The following is an 18,209-nucleotide window of genomic DNA, read 5'->3' as shown; positions in this document are numbered from 1 at the left end:
ACATATGTAAAAAATGGGCTCGCTCCCATTATAAAAAGAAGTACTTAGCGAGAGGTGCTTCAAAACTAGAAAAAAGGAAATAACCATGAATAAGACTATCAAAACAATCGCCTTATCTGTTGCCTTTCTATCCGGTGCGAGTATGGTTAATGCTCAAGAGGTCACTGTAGATACCGGATTAAATGGTGCCTTAAGTCTTTTATCTCAATATAACCAACAGAATGGTACTGCGCTTAACCTTGCCATCAATACCGCTACTATTGATGCAACGGTCAACGTAGACGGAGGTTATAATTCGGTGAATAATGTGGGAGATAAAATTGCAGTAGAAACTTCAGCAATTGGTGCAGTCAATACCGGTAGTATCAATTTGCAGCAGGGCAATCTGAGTGCTGTGAATACGGGGACATTGGAGTCAACTCTGGATGCTGAAAGAAGTGCGGCACGTAGTCTGGAGGAATGGCGTTCTGAACGGTCATCAGAGTTCGAAAGCTCTATCAGTACATCTTTGAATACTGATACTTATGATCAATTCTCTGAAACCTTGAGTAATTACACGGCTGCGAATTTAGCCTTTAATTCAGCAGCTATTGATGCATCTGTAAATGTAGATGGAAGAGTGAATCATATTGATGGCATCAAAACTTCTGCTATTGGTGCTGTGAACACCGGTAGCATTACAGTGACTGTAAAGTAAATCCACCGTTCAATATGATCCAAGGTCTAACTATTTGCGGATAGTTAGACCTCTTATTTTAGATTAAAAATTGTTCATTGGGTATGTCTTTGTAACTCAATCAATCTACAACACAATAAGATTTAGTCTGAAATTTCGATAGTTACACGTTCCAAAACTAGGCTATGGATTAGGTTCTACTCAAATTATTAGAGAAAAAAGAGAGTAACTTAATATTTTCTGGTATCTGAATTTGAAGCAGACGCTGGAAAACTGATTTCAGTTAGAATTATATGAGCCACTGCAATTTTATAGTCATCGCTCAGAATACCTGCTTCAGATAAAATATACGGTACAAAAAAACATCTGAAAAAAAAGAGCGCCTAAGCGCTCTTTTTAAATTCAGTTCGAAACTTAGTCACGAACAAATTCAACCGTACCATTTTCTAAAGATTTAACACGTGCTAAAGATTCAACACGGTAACCTTTATCGAGTAACAATTGGCGGCCCGGTTGGAAAGATTTTTCAATCACAATCCCAATACCGACAACTTCAGCATTCGCTTGATGAATCAAATCAGCAAGACCTAAAGCAGCTTGACCGTTTGCCAAGAAGTCATCAATCACTAAAGCTTTATCGCTAGAGTTGATGTGCTTGTTGGAAATGGCAATGGTGCTTTCAATTTGTTTAGTGAAAGAGAACACTTTAGAACGGTATAAATCATCTTTTAAGGTTAAAGATTGATATTTACGTGCAAAGATTACAGGCACGCCAAGTTCTAAACCAGCCATTACTGCTGGAGCAATACCGGAAGCTTCAATCGTAATAATCTTGGTGATCCCTGCATCTTTAAAACGCGCAGCAAATTCTTTACCAATTTGCTGCATTAATACAGGATCAATTTGATGATTCAGGAAAGCATCAACTTTTAAAACTTGATCAGATAGAACGATACCTTCACTTAAGATTTTCTGTTCTAGTGCGTGCACGGGAGAATTCCTCTAAGGGCAGATGCTTTTTCAAGCAAAAGCGTATTTTAAAAAGGCTCTCGAAAAATGCAAGCGAAATTGATCAAATTGATTAATTCGTTGCGCCTTTATACCCTGTTAATAGTAAACCATAGGAGGTTTTACCATCTTGGTGAGAAACCTTCACAGGAGCATAGTCAAGTTTAGGCGCTAACCAGAAAATCGTATCACGGTTTGGTTTATCATGTTTCATTACCACTTTAATGGTGTCAAAGGTACCGTAAGAGGTTTTTACTTTTTCAACCCCTTGTTTGACAAAGCGACGTGATTCAACTTCTTTGGCATCGGCAATCGCATAACTTGATTTTAAACCCGAAGCTTTTAAGTCTTCACGAAGTTGCAATTCAGCATTTAGCTCGTCCAAAACACCAGATTTCCAAGCAAAAGAACGTGCCTTATCATCTTTCTTGGTGTTAATGATTTTAGCATTCGGATTAAAGTTAATGCTCATGGTGTTGTTGTGCACCAAAATTTTGCTGCTGCGGCTAAAGTTATTAGAAATGATGTTGTTACCATTTAAGTTAAAATGACTTGTTTCCGTTGCAGAAGCGATAACACCTGCTTTGGCAGCAAAAACATAAGTCCAGTTATTTCCCGACTTGCTCAAAGTACGAGTTGCCGAACCCATATTTTTGCCGTTATAGCTAAATTGATAACTTGCCTGGAATGGACTCATGGCAAATGCTTGGCTTGAGAAACCAGTAAACAACAGTGTAGTGCTTACACCAGATGCCAACGCAATCGTTTTCAATACATTGTGAGCCATAAGTAGTGGGTTCCTAGAAAGGTGGATAAAGTATAAAGTTTTTGTTGCTTCCTATTATGCGCTTTGATTATGAAGATAAAATTCGAAATTTTGTTCAATCTGTATCTTTATGTAGTTTTTTTCTAGGTAAAAATACAGACTTTAATCAGTAAAAACAATTCAACTTATTTTTGCTTAATTGGACTGACTTTGCTTTCTTCCTGTTCTTCTTCATTCGCCCAAACATCCATCGGTTCTTCGGACATTTTTCTGAATAAAGCAGTCAGATTGACATTGCCGATGACCACCAGTTCAGCTTCACGTAAAACGGCATGATTGACATGAACTTTCGCTAAGGTATCAATAATAGAGCGCTTTTTGCCTAACCAGCGGTTTAAATCCAGATGTAACAAGTCATCTTTAACTTTAATAACTTTCAGCTTCTCAAGAATCATGCCCAAAGGGTCTTGATTGAGTATTTTTTGATAGAAAAATAAAGCAAATTTTACGGCAAGTTTTTGGAATACATTTTTGAATTTGGCGTCAATGACCTGGGTATCGCTGATCTGTTCAAACACAATCAGCTGGGTATCTTTATTCAGTTCCATTTGAACCAGTTTCAAATCGACTGACAGGGTAATGTATAAACCTTTCACATCCAGCGTTGCATATAAACGTAACCAGTCCTCATGCAAGTCGGCATGCAGATCTTTGAGCATGGAGACATTGTCGGTGACAAAGCGCTGAAAAGTCGCATTTAAAAAAACTTGAGATAGGGGAAATTCACGCTCATCCTCAATAAATCCTTCTGCCTTTTGGTATACCTGGCGTATACGTTGAGAGATATTGGACAGTAGCGTTTGCATATAAGGCATCCCAGCGAGTTAATCTTTTTAAACTTCGATAGATTTTGTCGAAAGTATTAAAAATACAGATATTCGATCTTGCAGTTTAGCAAAATTAATTGCACCATTTTCATGATTTTAATTGTCTACAGGTCGCTTGTTGATTGAGTTCTCGTTTTTTCATTCAAAAGTAGACGCTGTGTTTATTTTATACTGCTTTTATGCAGTTTGGGGAACCTGACTTTTTGTCGGTTTAATGTGATGCTTAAGAAAATCAGTTTCGCACCTTTAATGCAGGCATGGTGGAAAGATCCAGTTTTCACAAGCGCAGTGATTTTGGCTGCTCTTTTGCATTTGATTATTTTGACCTTGCAATTTGCCATGCCTCAAGAAAGTGATGCCGCAGTCAAAGAAATTGCTGTCAGCTTACGTCCAAGTCAGGACAAGGTAGAACAGGCTGATTTTCTGGCACAGGCAGATCAGCAAGGTTCCGGAACTTTCCGTGAAGCGCATCGTATGTCAAGCGATATGCCTGCTGCGATGGCTGAACAAAGTGCCGGCCAACAGCAACAGGAAACTTTGGAACGTTTACAGCAAAAGCGCGAATTAAGTTTTGAAGAAAAAGTGTTGATGACTACCTTAAGCTGGAAAAAGGAAGCAGAACAGAATCAGCGCAAAAAAGCTATGCAGGAACTGAATAGTCAGTTTCAGGCCAAAGCGGCGATGGTCGCAAGTCTGGAAGCACAATATTTGCAACGTCAGCAAAATTTCAGTCGCCAGCAAAAAATTAAAACGGTGGATGGTATTCAAGCCAAGCAGGACATTTCAGCGGCTTATTTGGAAAAATTCCGCGAAAAGGTTGAATTTTACGGCAACCGTTATTATCCCGATGCGGCGAAAGTGCAACGCCTCGCAGGAGAGGTCCGGTTAATGGTGATTTTGAATAAAAACGGCGGGATTCGTGCCCTTCGCCTGATTGAAAGTTCGGGGCATAGTTTGCTGGATGAAGCGGCAAAGACTTCAGTACGCAAGGCAGCGCCGTTTGGCAGCTTTGATCGGGGAATGAAGGATATTTCAGAGCTGCGTATTGTACGTACCTGGCGTTTTGATCCGGCTGAAGCTGAGTTTGAAGTACATTGATTGTATGGCGCTTCATCTGCTTTGTAAAAATTGCTAATCACGGTTTTTGATTGGGATTTTAATGCGACGCTAATACATATTGTCCTTTTTGATGCCCATCTGGCCATGTCGCATTTAAGCCGGTTTCCGAAAGGTCGAGGCGGGTCGGGAAGATTTCTAAATATTGGCGATATTGGGGCGCCGCTTTTAAGCCAATGCACTCCCCATTTTTCCACCATGTTCCTTCGGCATATTGGTCTAAAGCACCCACTGCCAGATACCATTTAAACTTGCCGTCCGGTTCCAGTAAAAGCTCAGAGCCGACTTCCATCACGCCTTCCAGATAATAATGGCCTATCCAGGCATTTGCTGCCTGCAGGAATTTTACTTCTTTACATAGTGGTTCATTATTGGGCGGTTTATTATTGAGCAGTGCATCATTGGCATACAGCTGACATGCAGGAAATAACGCTGAAATGAGGAAAAGCCGGGAAATAATTCTGTTCATTATTTCTTCCGCCATTTTAGAGGGGATTTTAAGATTTTATGCTTATCTGGCATAAATAAAACCCGACTAATCGAAATTAATCGGGTTTAAAAAACCGGGATGCAAGAACTACTGTTCAGTATAGGGATTATCGAATCCTAACTTGGCCAGAATTTCAATTTCCAATGCTTCCATTTCTTCGGCATCTTCATCTGAAGTTTCATGGTCATAACCCATTAAGTGCAATGTGCCATGCACCAGCATATGAGTGAAATGCTCAATCGGGGTTTTGTTTTGCTCAATGGCTTCCTGTAAAACCACAGGAATACAAATCACTAAGTCACCGATTGGAAGAGCATCCAGCATTGGTAAAACTTCCTCTGGAATGTCACTTGGAAAAGACAACACATTGGTCGGTTTGTCTTTCTGGCGATATTCCAGATTCAGCTTATGGCTTTCGGCGTTGTCTACACAGGCAATGCCGATCTCGCAGTCTTGATCGACATCAATAAAACGCAGTGCAGTTTCAATGACCTTTTTAATATAAGCACGTTTCAGTACCAGTTCAGGGGACTGGAAATCTTGTTGCAGTGATAGGTTAAGTTTCAAAATGAATCCTTAAAACATCTTAATCCTGAGCATCGGCAGCGGCATCATTTTCAGCAATCAATGCTTCCTGACGCGCTTTACGTTCTGCCCGTGCTTCAGCATTAAGACGGTGTTGTTCACTGTCCCATCCTTCATAGGCTTCGACAATTTTTTGTACCAGCTGATGACGAACCACGTCACGAGAATGGAAACGAGTGATATGAATTTCAGTTACCGGTTCCAGCACACGTAAGGCATGTGAAAGACCGGACTGTTGACCGCGTGGCAAGTCGACCTGCGTGATGTCACCGGTAATGACCGCACGTGAACCAAAACCTAAACGGGTCAGGAACATTTTCATCTGTTCCGGTGTGGTATTTTGCGCTTCATCTAAAATTACGAAAGAATGGTTTAAAGTACGGCCACGCATATAGGCAAGGGGCGCAACTTCAATAATCTGACGTTCAATCAGTTTGGCCACTTTTTCAAAGCCCAGCATTTCATACAGGGCATCGTAAAGTGGACGCAAATAAGGATCGATTTTCTGGCTTAAATCCCCCGGTAAGAAACCGAGTTTTTCACCGGCTTCAACCGCAGGGCGCACCAGCAGGATACGCTGGATTTCATTACGTTCCAGCATATCCACCGCAGCTGCTACAGCCAGATAGGTTTTACCTGTACCTGCAGGACCAATACCAAACGAGATGTCACTTTGCAAAATGCGTTGTACATAGCGTTTCTGGTTGGCACCGCGCGGGTTGATTCGACCTTTACGGGTTTGCAGCCAGACCTCATCCAGACCGGTATGTTCCTGATGAGGATCGATTTGTAATTCACGGTCAGTCTGACTGCCCTGAATCATGAGATGCAAAGTATCTGCACTCACTTGTGGGCTAATTTCGGTTTCTTCATGTAGACGCATCAAGAGGCTTTCTGCTCTCTCTACTGCATCGATTTCACCATCAATATAAAAGGCTTCGCCTCGATGGGAAATATTGACGTTTAAACGTTGTTCGATTTGTTTCAAATGACCGTTATAAGCACCGAGCATGCCTTTCAAACGCTCCATCGAAACACCAGGAAAAGTTACTGTACGCCGAATCGCTGCAGTCAAGAGAATTCCTTATAAAATGGTCTAGCCGATCACCTTACATTACGCCACGTCAGGCTCAAGATTCAAGAGTTCACCGTAAACAAAATTCAAAGTTTTAATTTCGGTAATTTCGATTTCTGCAAAACGTCCTACCCAGGCCGGATCACCAATGAAAGAGACCAGGCGAGTGTTGTCTGCGGTACCGACCAAAAGGTTCGGATCTTTATCGGATACGTTTTCAATCAATACGCGCTGGATGGTGCCGAGCATGGCATCTGTTTTATCAATGCTTGAGCGTTTAATCCATTGCTGAACTTTGGCCAGACGTTCTTTTTTCACATCTTCAGGGGTGTTGTCTTCAAGATCTGACGCTGGTGTACCCGGGCGTTTTGAATAAATGAAGCTGTAAGAATGGTCGAAATCCAGTTCTTTGATGAATTGATAGGTTTCTTCAAAGTTCTGATCGGTTTCACCCGGGAAACCAATAATAAAGTCTGAAGATAAATGCATATCCGGACGGACTTTGCGAAGCTTGGCAATTTTATCGATGTACACGTCAATGGTGTGGTTACGTTTCATCGCTTTCAGTACATCGTTTGAACCACTTTGTACTGGCAAGTGCAGGTGAGATACCATTTGTGGCAAGTCACGGTAGCATTGAATCAGGTCATCGTTAAATTCAAGCGGATGAGAAGTGGTATAACGCAAACGGCCAATACCCGGAATTTCAGCCACCAGACGAAGTAAATCTGCAAAAGTACAGATTTCACCTTCGAAAGTTTCACCGCGGTAACCATTGACGTTTTGGCCGAGCAAAGAAATTTCACGTACGCCTTTTTCCGCCAGCCCTGCAATTTCAGCCAGCACATCATCTAAAGGACGCGAGACTTCTTCACCACGGGTATACGGCACCACGCAGAACGAACAGTATTTTGAACAGCCTTCCATAATGGATACGAACGCTTTATAACCCTCAACACGTGGCTCAGGTAAAAAGTCAAATTTTTCGATGTCCGGGAAAGAAATATCCACCAGCTTGATTTTATCTTTCTTTGGTTTTTCTACTTGTTCAGAATGCTGATCCAGCATTTGCGGTAAACGGTGCAAGGTTTGCGGGCCAAAAACCATGTCGACATAGGGTGCACGTTTTTGAATGTTGTCACCTTCCTGAGAAGCGACACAACCACCAACACCAATCACCAGATCAGGATTTTTTTCTTTCAGCTTGCGCCAGCGACCCAATTCGGAAAACACTTTTTCCTGGGCCTTTTCACGAATCGAGCAGGTATTCATGAGCAGAATATCGGCTTGCTTTGGATCAGTCGTTAACACATAACCGTGTGAATCGCCCAACAGGTCTGCCATACGATGACTGTCATACTCATTCATCTGACACCCTTGCGTTTCGATATACAGTTTTTTGACTGAACCGTCGGCTGGGGTGTGCTGTGGCTGGGTAACAGTGTTTTCTGAAGCAGCTTGGGCACTATTTGGAATGAAGGTTTGAACCGTCATGTAGGCTCCTAAAGGATAAATCGATGAAATTGCCATTCAAGATTGACCCGATCAAGTCGGATGAGCGAGCAATATTTCCTTTTTTATTTCAATACTTAATGGCATTGATTGAGAAAGATGAGGCTAGCTGCAATCTTGAAAAATTGCGATTTGAATACAAGAAAGGCGCATATTTTAGCAGGAATCGAAGCTAAACTTATAGATATAAATAAAGCTACAAGAATATTGATTTGTGAAGTAAAAATGATTGAAAATTAATATTGTCTAATCATAAGGTTACACAACAGAACAGTAGAGTAGTGTAATAATAATTAAACTATTCAAAAATGATTAGATGCGACCAAGGCAATACTAAATGACAGAAGGCAAGCATATGTTTAATCGGGAAATCAATAAAAATTATTATAAAGTGCTTGCTTTAAGTTTGGCATCTAGCGGTTTTATTTCAATTTCCCATGCAGCCGATGAACAGTTTAATGATGCTTTGCGGGCTGCTAATTCTGGAAATACCGGTTTATTGCAACAATATCAGATGTCGATGCAAAATGACGTGCTGGGCTATTATCCCGAATATTGGTCATTGAATAGCAATTTAGCCAATCAGCCGGCTGGTAATATTGTTAATTTCGCCCAGCGTTATCCGCAATCTGCAATGGCTGAAAAACTGGCTGCCGATTATGTCGAAGAAAAAGTAAAGCAGGCAGATTTTGCGACGGCACAACCAATTTTGCAGTATGTGACCAATCCGGATCAGGCAGAAAGCTGTGCGGTTGCTCAAGTTCGTGCAAAATCGGGCGATCCTCTGGTTTTTGCTGAATATAAGGATGTTTGGCTCGCTACCAGTTCACAACCTGAATCGTGTACCGGTTTAGGACGGATGATGCTATCTAGCCCACTCATGACCGAGCAGGACAGACAGCAGCGCCTATGGGGACAACTGCGCGCAGGCCAGTCTGGTTTGGCTTTGGCAACTGCACAAAGTCTGGGTGTGAGTCTGTCACTTGCACAGCTCAATCAAATTCAGGCCAATCCTTTAAATTATTTATGGACTGCGCCTAAAGCTACCAGTGCAGATCAGGCTTATTTGATTTATGCCCTAGGACGTTTGGCCGATAGTGATTTAAATACCGCAATGGCTTCGGTAAAAAATGCAGCAGAAGGGACACCGCTGCAAGTGCAAAAAGCACTATACCGTGCTGTGGGCTATATTGGCGGTACCACAGTGATGAAAAACAACTTTAATCGTGAAGTGCTGAATTATCTGGATGCCAGTTATGGATTGCCCTTTAGTGCAGAAGAAGCGGAAGTTTATGCCCGTCAGGCCATCCGTTTCAGTAGCTGGGAAAGTTTGATTCGGGCCATTGATGCCATGAGTGTGACCCAGAAACAGGAAGATCGCTGGCAGTACTGGTTGGCACGGGCTTCGGAACAACGTGGCGATGCTAAATCTAAACGTGTAGCGCAAGAAATTTTTAAAAAGTTGGCACAAGGGGATGATTACCACAATCTGCTGGCCAGAGATAAATTAGGTCAGAGTTACAATAATATTCCCAATAATGTTCAACCTTCCAATAGTGATGTGCAGCGTTTAAGCCAAAATATTCATTTCAACCGTGCTTTTGCTTTACGCCGGGTAAATGCACCCGATAGTTATGTGAATCGTGAATGGAACTGGGCGGTGCGACAGGCCTATTTAAAACATGATGATGGCTTGTTGCTTGCCGCTGCAAAACGTGCGACCGATATGGGTTGGTATGATCGGGCCATTTACGCTGCTGACCGTACCGAATCCAAACACAACTATTCTTATCGTTATGCCATGCCACATCAAAGCTATGTGGTCAGCCATAGCCGTAATGCTGGTATAGATCCTGCATGGGCATATGGCCTGATGCGTCAGGAAAGCCGTTTTGTTTCGCAGGCACGCTCGCATGTGGGCGCAGGCGGTTTAATGCAAATTATGCCGGATACGGCAAAACTTGTAGCCCGCCAAATGGGTGAAACCTATAACCCGGCAGCTTTAACCGATATGAATACCAATATTCGTTATGGCACTTTTTATTTATCAATGATTCAGAACCAGCTCAGCAATAGCCCTGTGCTGGCAACGGCTGGCTATAATGCGGGGCCAAACCGGGCACGTCGCTGGCAACCCGACGCTCAGTCCATTGCCGCAGACCAATATACAGAATCCATTCCCTTAACTGAAACGCGTGATTATGTAAAACATGTGATGACCAATGCAACGCATTATGGGGTATTGCTTGGAGAAGGGGCGCAATCGATTGAAAAAAGAATGAATATCATTCCATTGAGAATAAATCCTTAAACTTTAATTTTATTGATAGGTCTGACTTGTTGATGATATTTTTTGGGCAAACTTCAGTTTTAGCAAGATGGGCACTGTTCGGGGTGAGCGGTGCTGGACTAGGGCTGTTTGCACCTCAAATTTTTGCTGCACCTTTGCAGGGTTATGTCATGGTTGTGCAAATGACCCCTGCGGTATGTATGTTTGATGCTCAAAAATCAAAACAGCGGAAATGTCTGGAAGGTTATTCGCTGAATATTTCCGGTCTGTATCCGGAAACCTCTGAAACCGAGTGTAGGACCGCATCTTCTGCAACTTTATCTCCCTTACAGGCGAAAGTCGTGGCACGTATCATGCCAGATGAAAATGCCCGTGTGCAGCTTTGGCGGGGAATCGGTGGATGTGTGAAAATGAATTCAAGTCAATATTTTCGTACCATCATTAATTATGCCGAACGTCTTAAAGTCCCGGCTGAGTTGACCAGTCCTGAAACGCGAACCATGCATCAGACCAATCTTCGGTTAGGTTTTTTGCGTTTAAATTCGAGTTTACCTGCCAGTGCAATAAAATTTAACTGTGCGACCTCTCAGGGAAATGCCATTCTGACCGAAGTGAGACTTTGCTATAAAAATAACGGACAGTACAAGCAATGCTCAGTAGCGGTAGAAAATAATTGTCCTAATTTATTCATAATAAAAGGCTCTTACTAAGCTTTTTTATATATTTTATTTATATTTCCTATCAGACTTTTGTTGAAATTCATTCTCTTTTCAATGCATATCGAAAAGGATTGGAGTACAATCTTTCGCGTTTATGATTATTAGATTAAACATTGATTATTTAATCGCATTGACTATCCTCAATTGGAGATAATTACATGAAGCAACCTGTTCGCGTTGCCGTTACTGGCGCTGCTGGTCAAATTGGTTACAGCCTATTATTCCGTATTGCTAGCGGCGAAATGCTTGGTAAAGACCAACCCGTTATTTTGCAATTGTTAGAAGTTCCTTTTGAGAAAGCTCAACAAGCGCTTAAAGGCGTAATGATGGAACTTCAAGACTGCGCATTCCCACTTTTAGCGGACATGATCGGTACTGATGATCCTAAAGTTGCATTTAAAGATGCTGACTACGCGTTATTGGTTGGTTCACGTCCACGTGGTCCAGGTATGGAACGTGCTGATCTTCTTAAAGTAAACGGCGAAATCTTTATTGGTCAAGGCCAAGCACTTAATGAAGTTGCTAGCCGTGATGTTAAAGTTCTTGTTGTAGGTAACCCTGCTAACACTAACGCTTATATCGCTATGAAATCTGCTCCAGATCTTCCAGCGAAAAACTTCACAGCTATGTTACGTCTTGACCACAACCGTGCTGCATCTCAAATTGCTGCTAAAACTGGTAAAGCGGTTAAAGACATCAAACAACTTACAGTTTGGGGTAACCACTCTCCAACAATGTATGCTGACTACCGTTTCGCGACTATCAACGGCGAAAGCGTTAAAGATATGATCAACGACCAAGAATGGAATGCTAACGTATTCCTTCCTACAGTTGGTAAACGTGGCGCTGCAATTATTGAAGCTCGTGGTCTTTCTTCTGCTGCTTCTGCTGCTAACGCTGCAATCGACCATATGCGCGATTGGGCTCTTGGCACAAACGGCGAATGGGTAACTATGGGTATTCCTTCTGACGGTTCTTACGGTATTCCTGAAGGCGTAATGTTCGGTTTCCCTGTGACTACTGAAAACGGTGAATACAAAATCGTTCAAGGTCTTGAAATCGATGAGTTCAGCCGTGAGCGTATCAATGTTACATTGAACGAACTTGAAGAAGAGCGCGCAGCGATTGCTGACATGCTTAAATAATTTAATCTTCTAGATTAAGTTGAAAAAGCACTCCATTTGGAGTGCTTTTTTTGTTGCATCATGTTTATGGAACAAAAAATAACATGCTGTGATGGAGGGATAACTGAATTATTCAAGTTTTTTGTCTAACTTATAAACAAGATCATCAATAAAAGCTGAGGTACACGAGATGTTAGAAGAACGCCCAACTTTGGAAGTTTTTTTTGAACAATTGGGACTGGATTCAAGCCCTGAAGCGATTGATGAGTTTATCCGGACCCATCAAATTGGTATGGATGTTCCGTTACATAAAGCCCCGTTCTGGTCTAAATCACAGCACGATTTTCTGATTGGTCATTGGAAAGAAGATGATGATTGGGCACTTTTTGTTGATGTGCTTAATGAACAATTACATATGGATGCTGAAGGCTCCGGAGCATGTGACGTACCTGTGCATGACCAGAAATAATATTTTATTATTTCTGGTTTAAAGGTTATTCATTATTATCTGAGTCTTAAATGGTATTAGAACAACAGTCTCACTTTAGACTCTATTTAAACAATTGAGTCTGGAGGTGAGTCTAGAAGCAATCCAACAGTTTATAGAGACTCATCAATTGACCATGGATGTTCCTTGACATACAGCACCGTTCTGGACACAGGCACAGCATAATTTCATTATTAGTCATTGAAAAAAGGGATGATGAATCGGCTATGGTGGTCGATATCTTAAATGAACAATTGCATACCGAAGACCGGCTTTCAACGTCAACGCATCAGTGAACACAAATTGAAACAACAAACCTAGTTTTATGACTAGGTTTTTTTATCAATATCTTATAAGTTAATTGAATAATAAATGACAGTTTGGTTGATAAGGAGTCTGTGATGCCGATGAATAATAACCCGACCTTTGGAATGTTATTTCAACAATTAGGACTCGCTTCTAGTCCTGCTGCTATTGAGCTTTTTATACGTACCCATCAATTACCAGCGCATCAAAACCTGCATGATGCTCCATTCTGGAGTAAGTCCCAGCGTGAGTTTTTAATTCGCTATTTAGTGGAAGACGCAGATGAGTGGGTCATGTTGATTGATGAGCTGAACCAGCAATTACATATGAATGCCACGAAACTACAACCTGCCTGATTTTTTATATACAAGTGGGGTTTAAAACTTGCTCCGAAGAAGGAACTTTTAAGCGGAGCGGATCATAAAAAAACGCCTCATTGGAGGCGTTTTTTACAGCTGCATCAATAATTAATGCAATTTACTTTTCACTAAATTAACAAACCAGTCGTGTTCACGGAATGGGTGGAAGGCTGGATGTTGTTGTAGCAGGATTAAGTCAAAATCAGCAGTTTTACTGTATTTGGTGAGCCAATGTCGGGTTAATGCTGTTTCACTTTTGGCCGCAGAAGCATAGGCCAGGAAGAAATAAACGTCCCCATACTGATCATGAGTAATGGGTTTTAAGATTTGCTGGGTAATTAAGGCAAATCTTTGTTCCTTGGTAATTTCAAAATACAGCATATAGGCTTTGGCCAAATGCATGGATAAGTTCATATATAAACTTAGGGGCATTTCTTCAAATTCAATACGGCCCTGTTCAAGCAATACTACGGCTTCTTGCAGGAAATGAAGCTGTTCCTGACGCACGATACTGAGTGTAACCAATTGCATACGTAACTCAGCACGTTCCAAGGCAAGTTTTGGCGTATTTCCTTGTAAATACAACTGATCGGTTTCGCCAATACGTTGAATAATCTGTTGGGTGTTTTCCCGCATCGGTTACATCCTCATCTGTCTATGATTGCTATATGAGGATGTTTTTCCAGATTTAAAGCATCCTCTGGGGGTTAATTACCAAATGGAATTGCCGCTGCGTAACCATGCGGTAATGGACAAACGTTGATGCTTGGCTTTAATCACTTCATGCAATAAATCACTTTGGAATAGGGCAATGCGGTTCGGTTTTGGCGGAATGATGTGCCACTGATCCTGCTTGTCCTGCAAACGTAATTCACCGCCCCAATCCTCCTGCCAGTCTTCATGTAAATAGTAGACTGCCGAAATCACACGGTCATTTTTCTGTTGTGGATTGTCGCGGTGCAGGGCATAAAACTCACCGGCGTTATAACAGGCAAAATGCGCTTCAACTTCACGAATGCCTAGAAAAAATGCGCGGTTCAGTTGTTCGGCCAAGCCTTGCAGGGTTTGTATGTGCTGTTGGGCTTTTTCTAAATCTTCATTAATCCATAAAATATGATCGCTACGAATTTTGCTGATTACACCGTTCTGAATGGCAGCATCTCTAAACTGATTTAAATGAGAAATGCATTCTTCAGCCAAAGCATGGACATAATCCTGAGGATAAACATCATCAATAATGCTAAAGCCTTGCTGATCTAAATCTTCAATAATTTGATCAACATTGCATGACTTTGGGAGGTGAATTGCATCCATACAGATAGACTCAAAATAGGATAGGAAAATGCTGGCGTATTCTAGAGCAAGATATCCTGCGGAACGAAACATTTTTTCATGCTAAAATATCGGTTGATATCAGGAATTAAAGAAACATGAATTACCGTCACCATTTCCATGCAGGCAACTTTGCCGATGTCATGAAGCATGTGTTATTGCTGCAACTTTTAACACGTTTAAATGCCAAAGATAAACCTTATCGCTATGTCGATACGCATGGTGGGGCAGGTAAATACGATTTATCGACTTCTGCAGCACAGAAATCAGGCGAGTTTTTAAATGGTATTCATCGTTTAATCAAGCTTGATGATTCAATTATTCGTAATGCACCTGAAGGCGTAAAGCAATATCTTAAAATTGTTCAGGATATTCGCGAAGTTTCAGGTAAAGGGGCTTATCCGGGTTCACCATGGTTTGCCTTGGAAGGCATGCGCGAAATAGATAAAGCGACTATTTTTGAAATGCAGCCCGACGTGTTTCAACAGCTGCGTTTTAATGTTCGTGACCGCCGTGCTGGCCTACATGAACGTGATGCCTATGAAGGCTTGCTTGGTGTAATTCCGCCTAAAGAAAAGCGCGGCGTGGTAATGATCGATCCGCCTTACGAATTGGAACGTAAAGATTTTCCACAATTGGTAGAATTGTTGGTTGCTGCATACAAAAAATGGCCTACCGGTGTTTTTGCAGTCTGGTATCCGATTAAAGACCGCGCCATGATTGAGCGTTTTGAAAAGAAAATGATCAAAACCGGTATTCGCCGTCAATTGGTGTGTGAAGTTTGTGTGTGGCCAGATGACACTCCAGTGGGCTTGAATGGATGTGGTTTGCTTGTGATTAACCCACCTTGGAAATTTTCTGAAGATGCGGATGAAGCATTACAATGGCTGTTCCCGCATTTACGCATGAGTGAAAATGGTGGACATGCCGCTGTCCGTTGGTTGGTTGGCGAATAAGTTATACGTTTGAAAGAGATACGGTTACAGTTAGGATCGACAAGAATGACAAGTATAAACAAACCTGAAAGTGAATCTTCTACACGTGATGAACATGGTTTTGATGGCATCACCTTTGAAGTGGAGGAAGAAGAGCATACCCATGAGGGACAAAAGGTGAAACGTCGTGGCATCTATCTGTGGCCGAATCTGATTACCACGGCAGCTTTACTGTCTGGCTTTTATTCTATTACTGCCAGTATGAATGGTGATTTTATTCACGCCATTTATGCCATTTTTCTGGCGGCGTTGTTTGATGGCTTGGATGGTCGGGTAGCACGTGCAATTGGTGCTCAAAGCCCGTTTGGCGAACAGTTCGATTCCTTGTCAGACTTGCTTGCTTTCGGTGTGGCACCGGCTATTTTAATGTATAGCTGGTGTCTGCACGATTTGGGACGGATTGGGTTGGCCGCCTGTTTTGTGTATACCGCCTGTGCAGCATTCCGTTTGGCACGCTTTAATGTACAAATAGGTGTGGTCGATAAACGCTATTTTATTGGTGTTGCAAGTCCATTAGCCGCCGTCATTATTATTACCCTGATTTGGGTAGCACAAGATTTCCCGCAAATTTTTGATGTACGCGAATTTGGTATTCAGCTCTTTAATGCTATAGCGATCATTGCTGTAGGATTACTGATGATTTCCAATATCAAATACTATTCATTTAAAACATTTGATCGCAAACGCGTTCCATTTTTTGTGTTGCCGATCGCTGTATTTATCTTTGCTGCGATTACTTATAATATTCCTGTAGGGATTATGGTGATTTCCATCATTTATGCACTGTCTGGTTTTGTGACCACTTTCCTTGCGAGAAAAAATACCGCCATATAAAAAAGAGAACGTTATACTGAAAATAAAAGGAGCAAGATATGCAGTTGTTTCAAGATTTATTTGATCGTTCCAAACAACTCAATCAGGCTCCACTTCAGTCGCGCTTGGCATATCATGCGCAAAAAGGCCGCTATAAAATCATCCATCAAGGTTTGATGATCCCTAATCTACCTGCACCCCTCCATTATCTTAATTTCATTAGTCTGATCGGTCAGCCGAATGCGGCAATGCTGCGCAATGAAAGTGCCATCCATACCACCGCCTTAGATACTGCAACCACGATTGCCAGTATTAGCCCGCATATGGTGGGACAATTTAATTCTTACTCGGTAGGACAGGACTGTCTTTTTACAAAAGAGCATTTTCAGTTTTCAGACCGGGAAACGATGAGCGGAACTTTTCCTCATTTTCGTCTACAGCGCAAAGATAAAGAGCTGAGTTTCGATTTATCGATTACTACCAGCAATATTATTTCCTATTTCACCCAGTTGCGTATGGGGCTCGCAGATCACTGGTCTTTAATGTGTCAATGTGAAGGGCAGATAACTTATAAAGAACAAAAATTTGAAATTCAGCAAATGGGCTGTTTTGAATATGCACGCTCGATTAATTTCCCCTATTTGCCTTTAGCATTTTTTACCTATCAGGTGATTAATCTGGAAAATCAGCGCCAACTGCTTTTGGCTCAAATTCGAGATTCTTTCAACGGTATTTTGCAGTCACGTCTATATTTGCGAGATGGGAAAACAGGTGTTTCACAAATGTTTGATCAGAATGTTCGCTTTAAGGTGCATCGGGTTTATCCCAAAGTAAAAACACCGAATGGACAAAGCATGTATTTGCCAAGAGAGTTTGAGTGGGGCTATGAAGGTAAAGATGGCACCTGCATTTCCATACAGGCACAAAGCCGTGGAGATTTTAAATTTGGCTTGGCAGCAGGTTATGTGGGCAGCTTTAAATATCAAATTCGCATTAATCAGCATGAAGAAACGGGTGAAAGTGGTTATTGTGAATATATCGATTGCCGCTCACTCACTTGGCAAGAAAAAAATAAACAAGAAAAAATGCGCGATGAATTAGCCAATCCTGTACCTTTTGCATGCAAAAAATAAGAAAACCCCTCTATTTTGAAGAATAAATAAACAGTTGGGAGATAATTTGAAAAATAAAGCGGAATAGGGGTTGTGTTGGTTCTGAAATGCTGTAGAATGCACATCCATCGGCGGTGATGAAGATTAAAACTTCTGATAAAACAGCAACTTAGTTAAAATTGATTGGGTTGGGTTTTAGAAAGAAAGTTTAAAAATAATTTGAATTACCGGTTGACTCTTTAGAAATAAAGAGTAATATAGCCGACCTAGCTTGCTGGTGACGAACCAGCAAGAAGATCATTAAGAGATTATGAAGAACAACTTGTGTGGATTTTTACCGGTTGATCGATCGAAATTATTTTCATTGATTGATGGTAGAAATTACTCGAAGTTTATTTGAGAAATATTTGTCAGAAAATTGATGAGCCAAGATTGGTAGCCTTTAAGCTACTACTGATTTTAAACTGAAGAGTTTGATCATGGCTCAGATTGAACGCTGGCGGCAGGCTTAACACATGCAAGTCGAGCGGAGTTGTGGTGCTTGCACCATAACTTAG

The 18,209-nt window shown here is 41.5% G+C and carries 19 protein-coding genes, 1 rRNA gene and 1 pseudogene; 12 read left to right on the top strand and 9 right to left on the bottom strand.

Annotated elements, in window-relative coordinates:
- Positions 1 to 85 precede the first annotated feature (85 nt).
- Positions 86 to 697, top strand: coding sequence for a hypothetical protein (locus B9T26_RS04005; RefSeq protein WP_086174424.1), 612 nt, complete (start codon positions 86 to 88; stop codon positions 695 to 697).
- Positions 698 to 1,090: 393 nt separating this feature from the next.
- Here B9T26_RS04005 and B9T26_RS04000 read toward each other — a convergent pair whose 3' ends face one another.
- The 3 genes from B9T26_RS04000 to B9T26_RS03990 all read right to left on the bottom strand — a co-directional run bounded on the left by B9T26_RS04000 (position 1,091) and on the right by B9T26_RS03990 (position 3,316).
- Positions 1,091 to 1,666, bottom strand: coding sequence for a xanthine phosphoribosyltransferase (locus tag B9T26_RS04000; protein WP_086195739.1), 576 nt, complete (start codon positions 1,664 to 1,666; stop codon positions 1,091 to 1,093).
- 91 nt (positions 1,667 to 1,757) lie between these two features.
- A complete protein-coding gene (locus B9T26_RS03995) occupies positions 1,758 to 2,471 on the bottom strand; it encodes a DUF3108 domain-containing protein (protein ID WP_086198511.1) in 714 nt (237 codons plus the stop codon).
- Positions 2,472 to 2,635: 164 nt separating this feature from the next.
- Positions 2,636 to 3,316 (bottom strand): hypothetical protein, encoded by a 681-nt coding sequence (locus B9T26_RS03990; RefSeq protein ID WP_086198510.1) that lies wholly within the window; start codon positions 3,314 to 3,316, stop codon positions 2,636 to 2,638.
- Positions 3,317 to 3,556: 240 nt separating this feature from the next.
- Between B9T26_RS03990 and B9T26_RS03985 the strand changes: the two genes are divergently transcribed.
- Complete coding sequence (locus tag B9T26_RS03985; RefSeq protein ID WP_086198509.1) at positions 3,557 to 4,435, top strand: energy transducer TonB; 879 nt, start codon at positions 3,557 to 3,559, stop codon at positions 4,433 to 4,435.
- A gap of 58 nt (positions 4,436 to 4,493) precedes the next feature.
- Here the strand turns inward: B9T26_RS03985 and B9T26_RS03980 are convergent, their stop codons facing one another.
- From B9T26_RS03980 to miaB, 4 genes are all read right to left on the bottom strand, one after another.
- A complete protein-coding gene (locus tag B9T26_RS03980) occupies positions 4,494 to 4,922 on the bottom strand; it encodes a hypothetical protein (RefSeq protein WP_086198508.1) in 429 nt (142 codons plus the stop codon).
- Between the two features lie 108 nt (positions 4,923 to 5,030).
- Positions 5,031 to 5,510, bottom strand: coding sequence for an rRNA maturation RNase YbeY (ybeY, locus tag B9T26_RS03975; RefSeq protein ID WP_086198507.1), 480 nt, complete (start codon positions 5,508 to 5,510; stop codon positions 5,031 to 5,033).
- 19 nt (positions 5,511 to 5,529) lie between these two features.
- A complete protein-coding gene (locus B9T26_RS03970) occupies positions 5,530 to 6,603 on the bottom strand; it encodes a PhoH family protein (protein ID WP_086198506.1) in 1,074 nt (357 codons plus the stop codon).
- A gap of 39 nt (positions 6,604 to 6,642) precedes the next feature.
- Positions 6,643 to 8,097: a tRNA (N6-isopentenyl adenosine(37)-C2)-methylthiotransferase MiaB gene (gene miaB / locus B9T26_RS03965; RefSeq protein ID WP_086198505.1), complete on the bottom strand. Its 1,455-nt coding sequence runs from the start codon at positions 8,095 to 8,097 to the stop codon at positions 6,643 to 6,645.
- Positions 8,098 to 8,452: 355 nt separating this feature from the next.
- Here miaB and B9T26_RS03960 point away from each other — a divergent pair, with 355 nt between their 5' ends.
- The 6 genes and pseudogenes from B9T26_RS03960 to B9T26_RS03935 all read left to right on the top strand — a co-directional run bounded on the left by B9T26_RS03960 (position 8,453) and on the right by B9T26_RS03935 (position 13,397).
- Entirely contained in the window at positions 8,453 to 10,426 is a 1,974-nt protein-coding gene (locus B9T26_RS03960; protein WP_086198504.1) for a lytic transglycosylase domain-containing protein, read from the top strand.
- Positions 10,427 to 10,458: 32 nt separating this feature from the next.
- Positions 10,459 to 11,115, top strand: a complete 657-nt coding sequence (locus B9T26_RS03955; protein WP_086198503.1) for a ribonuclease I — start codon at positions 10,459 to 10,461, stop codon at positions 11,113 to 11,115.
- A 167-nt stretch (positions 11,116 to 11,282) separates the two neighbouring features.
- Positions 11,283 to 12,269: a malate dehydrogenase gene (locus B9T26_RS03950; protein ID WP_086198502.1), complete on the top strand. Its 987-nt coding sequence runs from the start codon at positions 11,283 to 11,285 to the stop codon at positions 12,267 to 12,269.
- Positions 12,270 to 12,438: 169 nt separating this feature from the next.
- Positions 12,439 to 12,717: a DUF2789 family protein gene (locus B9T26_RS03945; protein ID WP_086198501.1), complete on the top strand. Its 279-nt coding sequence runs from the start codon at positions 12,439 to 12,441 to the stop codon at positions 12,715 to 12,717.
- 94 nt (positions 12,718 to 12,811) lie between these two features.
- Positions 12,812 to 13,031, top strand: a pseudogene (locus tag B9T26_RS03940) (DUF2789 family protein).
- Between the two features lie 105 nt (positions 13,032 to 13,136).
- A complete protein-coding gene (locus B9T26_RS03935; RefSeq protein ID WP_086198500.1) occupies positions 13,137 to 13,397 on the top strand; it encodes a DUF2789 family protein in 261 nt (86 codons plus the stop codon).
- Between the two features lie 111 nt (positions 13,398 to 13,508).
- Here the strand turns inward: B9T26_RS03935 and B9T26_RS03930 are convergent, their stop codons facing one another.
- Together B9T26_RS03930 and B9T26_RS03925 are read right to left on the bottom strand one after the other, a co-directional pair.
- A complete protein-coding gene (locus B9T26_RS03930) occupies positions 13,509 to 14,036 on the bottom strand; it encodes a hypothetical protein (protein WP_086198499.1) in 528 nt (175 codons plus the stop codon).
- A gap of 75 nt (positions 14,037 to 14,111) precedes the next feature.
- The gene (locus B9T26_RS03925; RefSeq protein WP_086198498.1) at positions 14,112 to 14,714 is read right to left on the bottom strand and encodes a 2OG-Fe(II) oxygenase; all 603 of its coding nucleotides are present in this window, start codon (positions 14,712 to 14,714) and stop codon (positions 14,112 to 14,114) included.
- A gap of 116 nt (positions 14,715 to 14,830) precedes the next feature.
- On the opposite strand from B9T26_RS03925, the gene B9T26_RS03920 reads away from it, so the two are divergent.
- From B9T26_RS03920 to B9T26_RS03905, 4 genes are all read left to right on the top strand, one after another.
- A complete protein-coding gene (locus B9T26_RS03920) occupies positions 14,831 to 15,688 on the top strand; it encodes a 23S rRNA (adenine(2030)-N(6))-methyltransferase RlmJ (protein ID WP_086198497.1) in 858 nt (285 codons plus the stop codon).
- A 45-nt stretch (positions 15,689 to 15,733) separates the two neighbouring features.
- On the top strand, positions 15,734 to 16,561 hold the full coding sequence (gene pssA / locus B9T26_RS03915) for a CDP-diacylglycerol--serine O-phosphatidyltransferase (RefSeq protein WP_086198496.1): 828 nt from the start codon (positions 15,734 to 15,736) through the stop codon (positions 16,559 to 16,561).
- 38 nt (positions 16,562 to 16,599) lie between these two features.
- On the top strand, positions 16,600 to 17,673 hold the full coding sequence (locus B9T26_RS03910; RefSeq protein ID WP_086198495.1) for a DUF6670 family protein: 1,074 nt from the start codon (positions 16,600 to 16,602) through the stop codon (positions 17,671 to 17,673).
- 440 nt (positions 17,674 to 18,113) lie between these two features.
- Positions 18,114 to 18,209: ribosomal RNA gene (locus B9T26_RS03905) — 16S ribosomal RNA — on the top strand; the annotation flags it as partial.

It is taken from the genome of Acinetobacter sp. ANC 4169, assembly GCF_002135355.1.
GTDB lineage: Bacteria > Pseudomonadota > Gammaproteobacteria > Pseudomonadales > Moraxellaceae > Acinetobacter.
The sequence above is the reverse complement of the archived record's forward strand: the minus strand, read 5'-3'. Positions and strand labels throughout refer to the sequence as shown.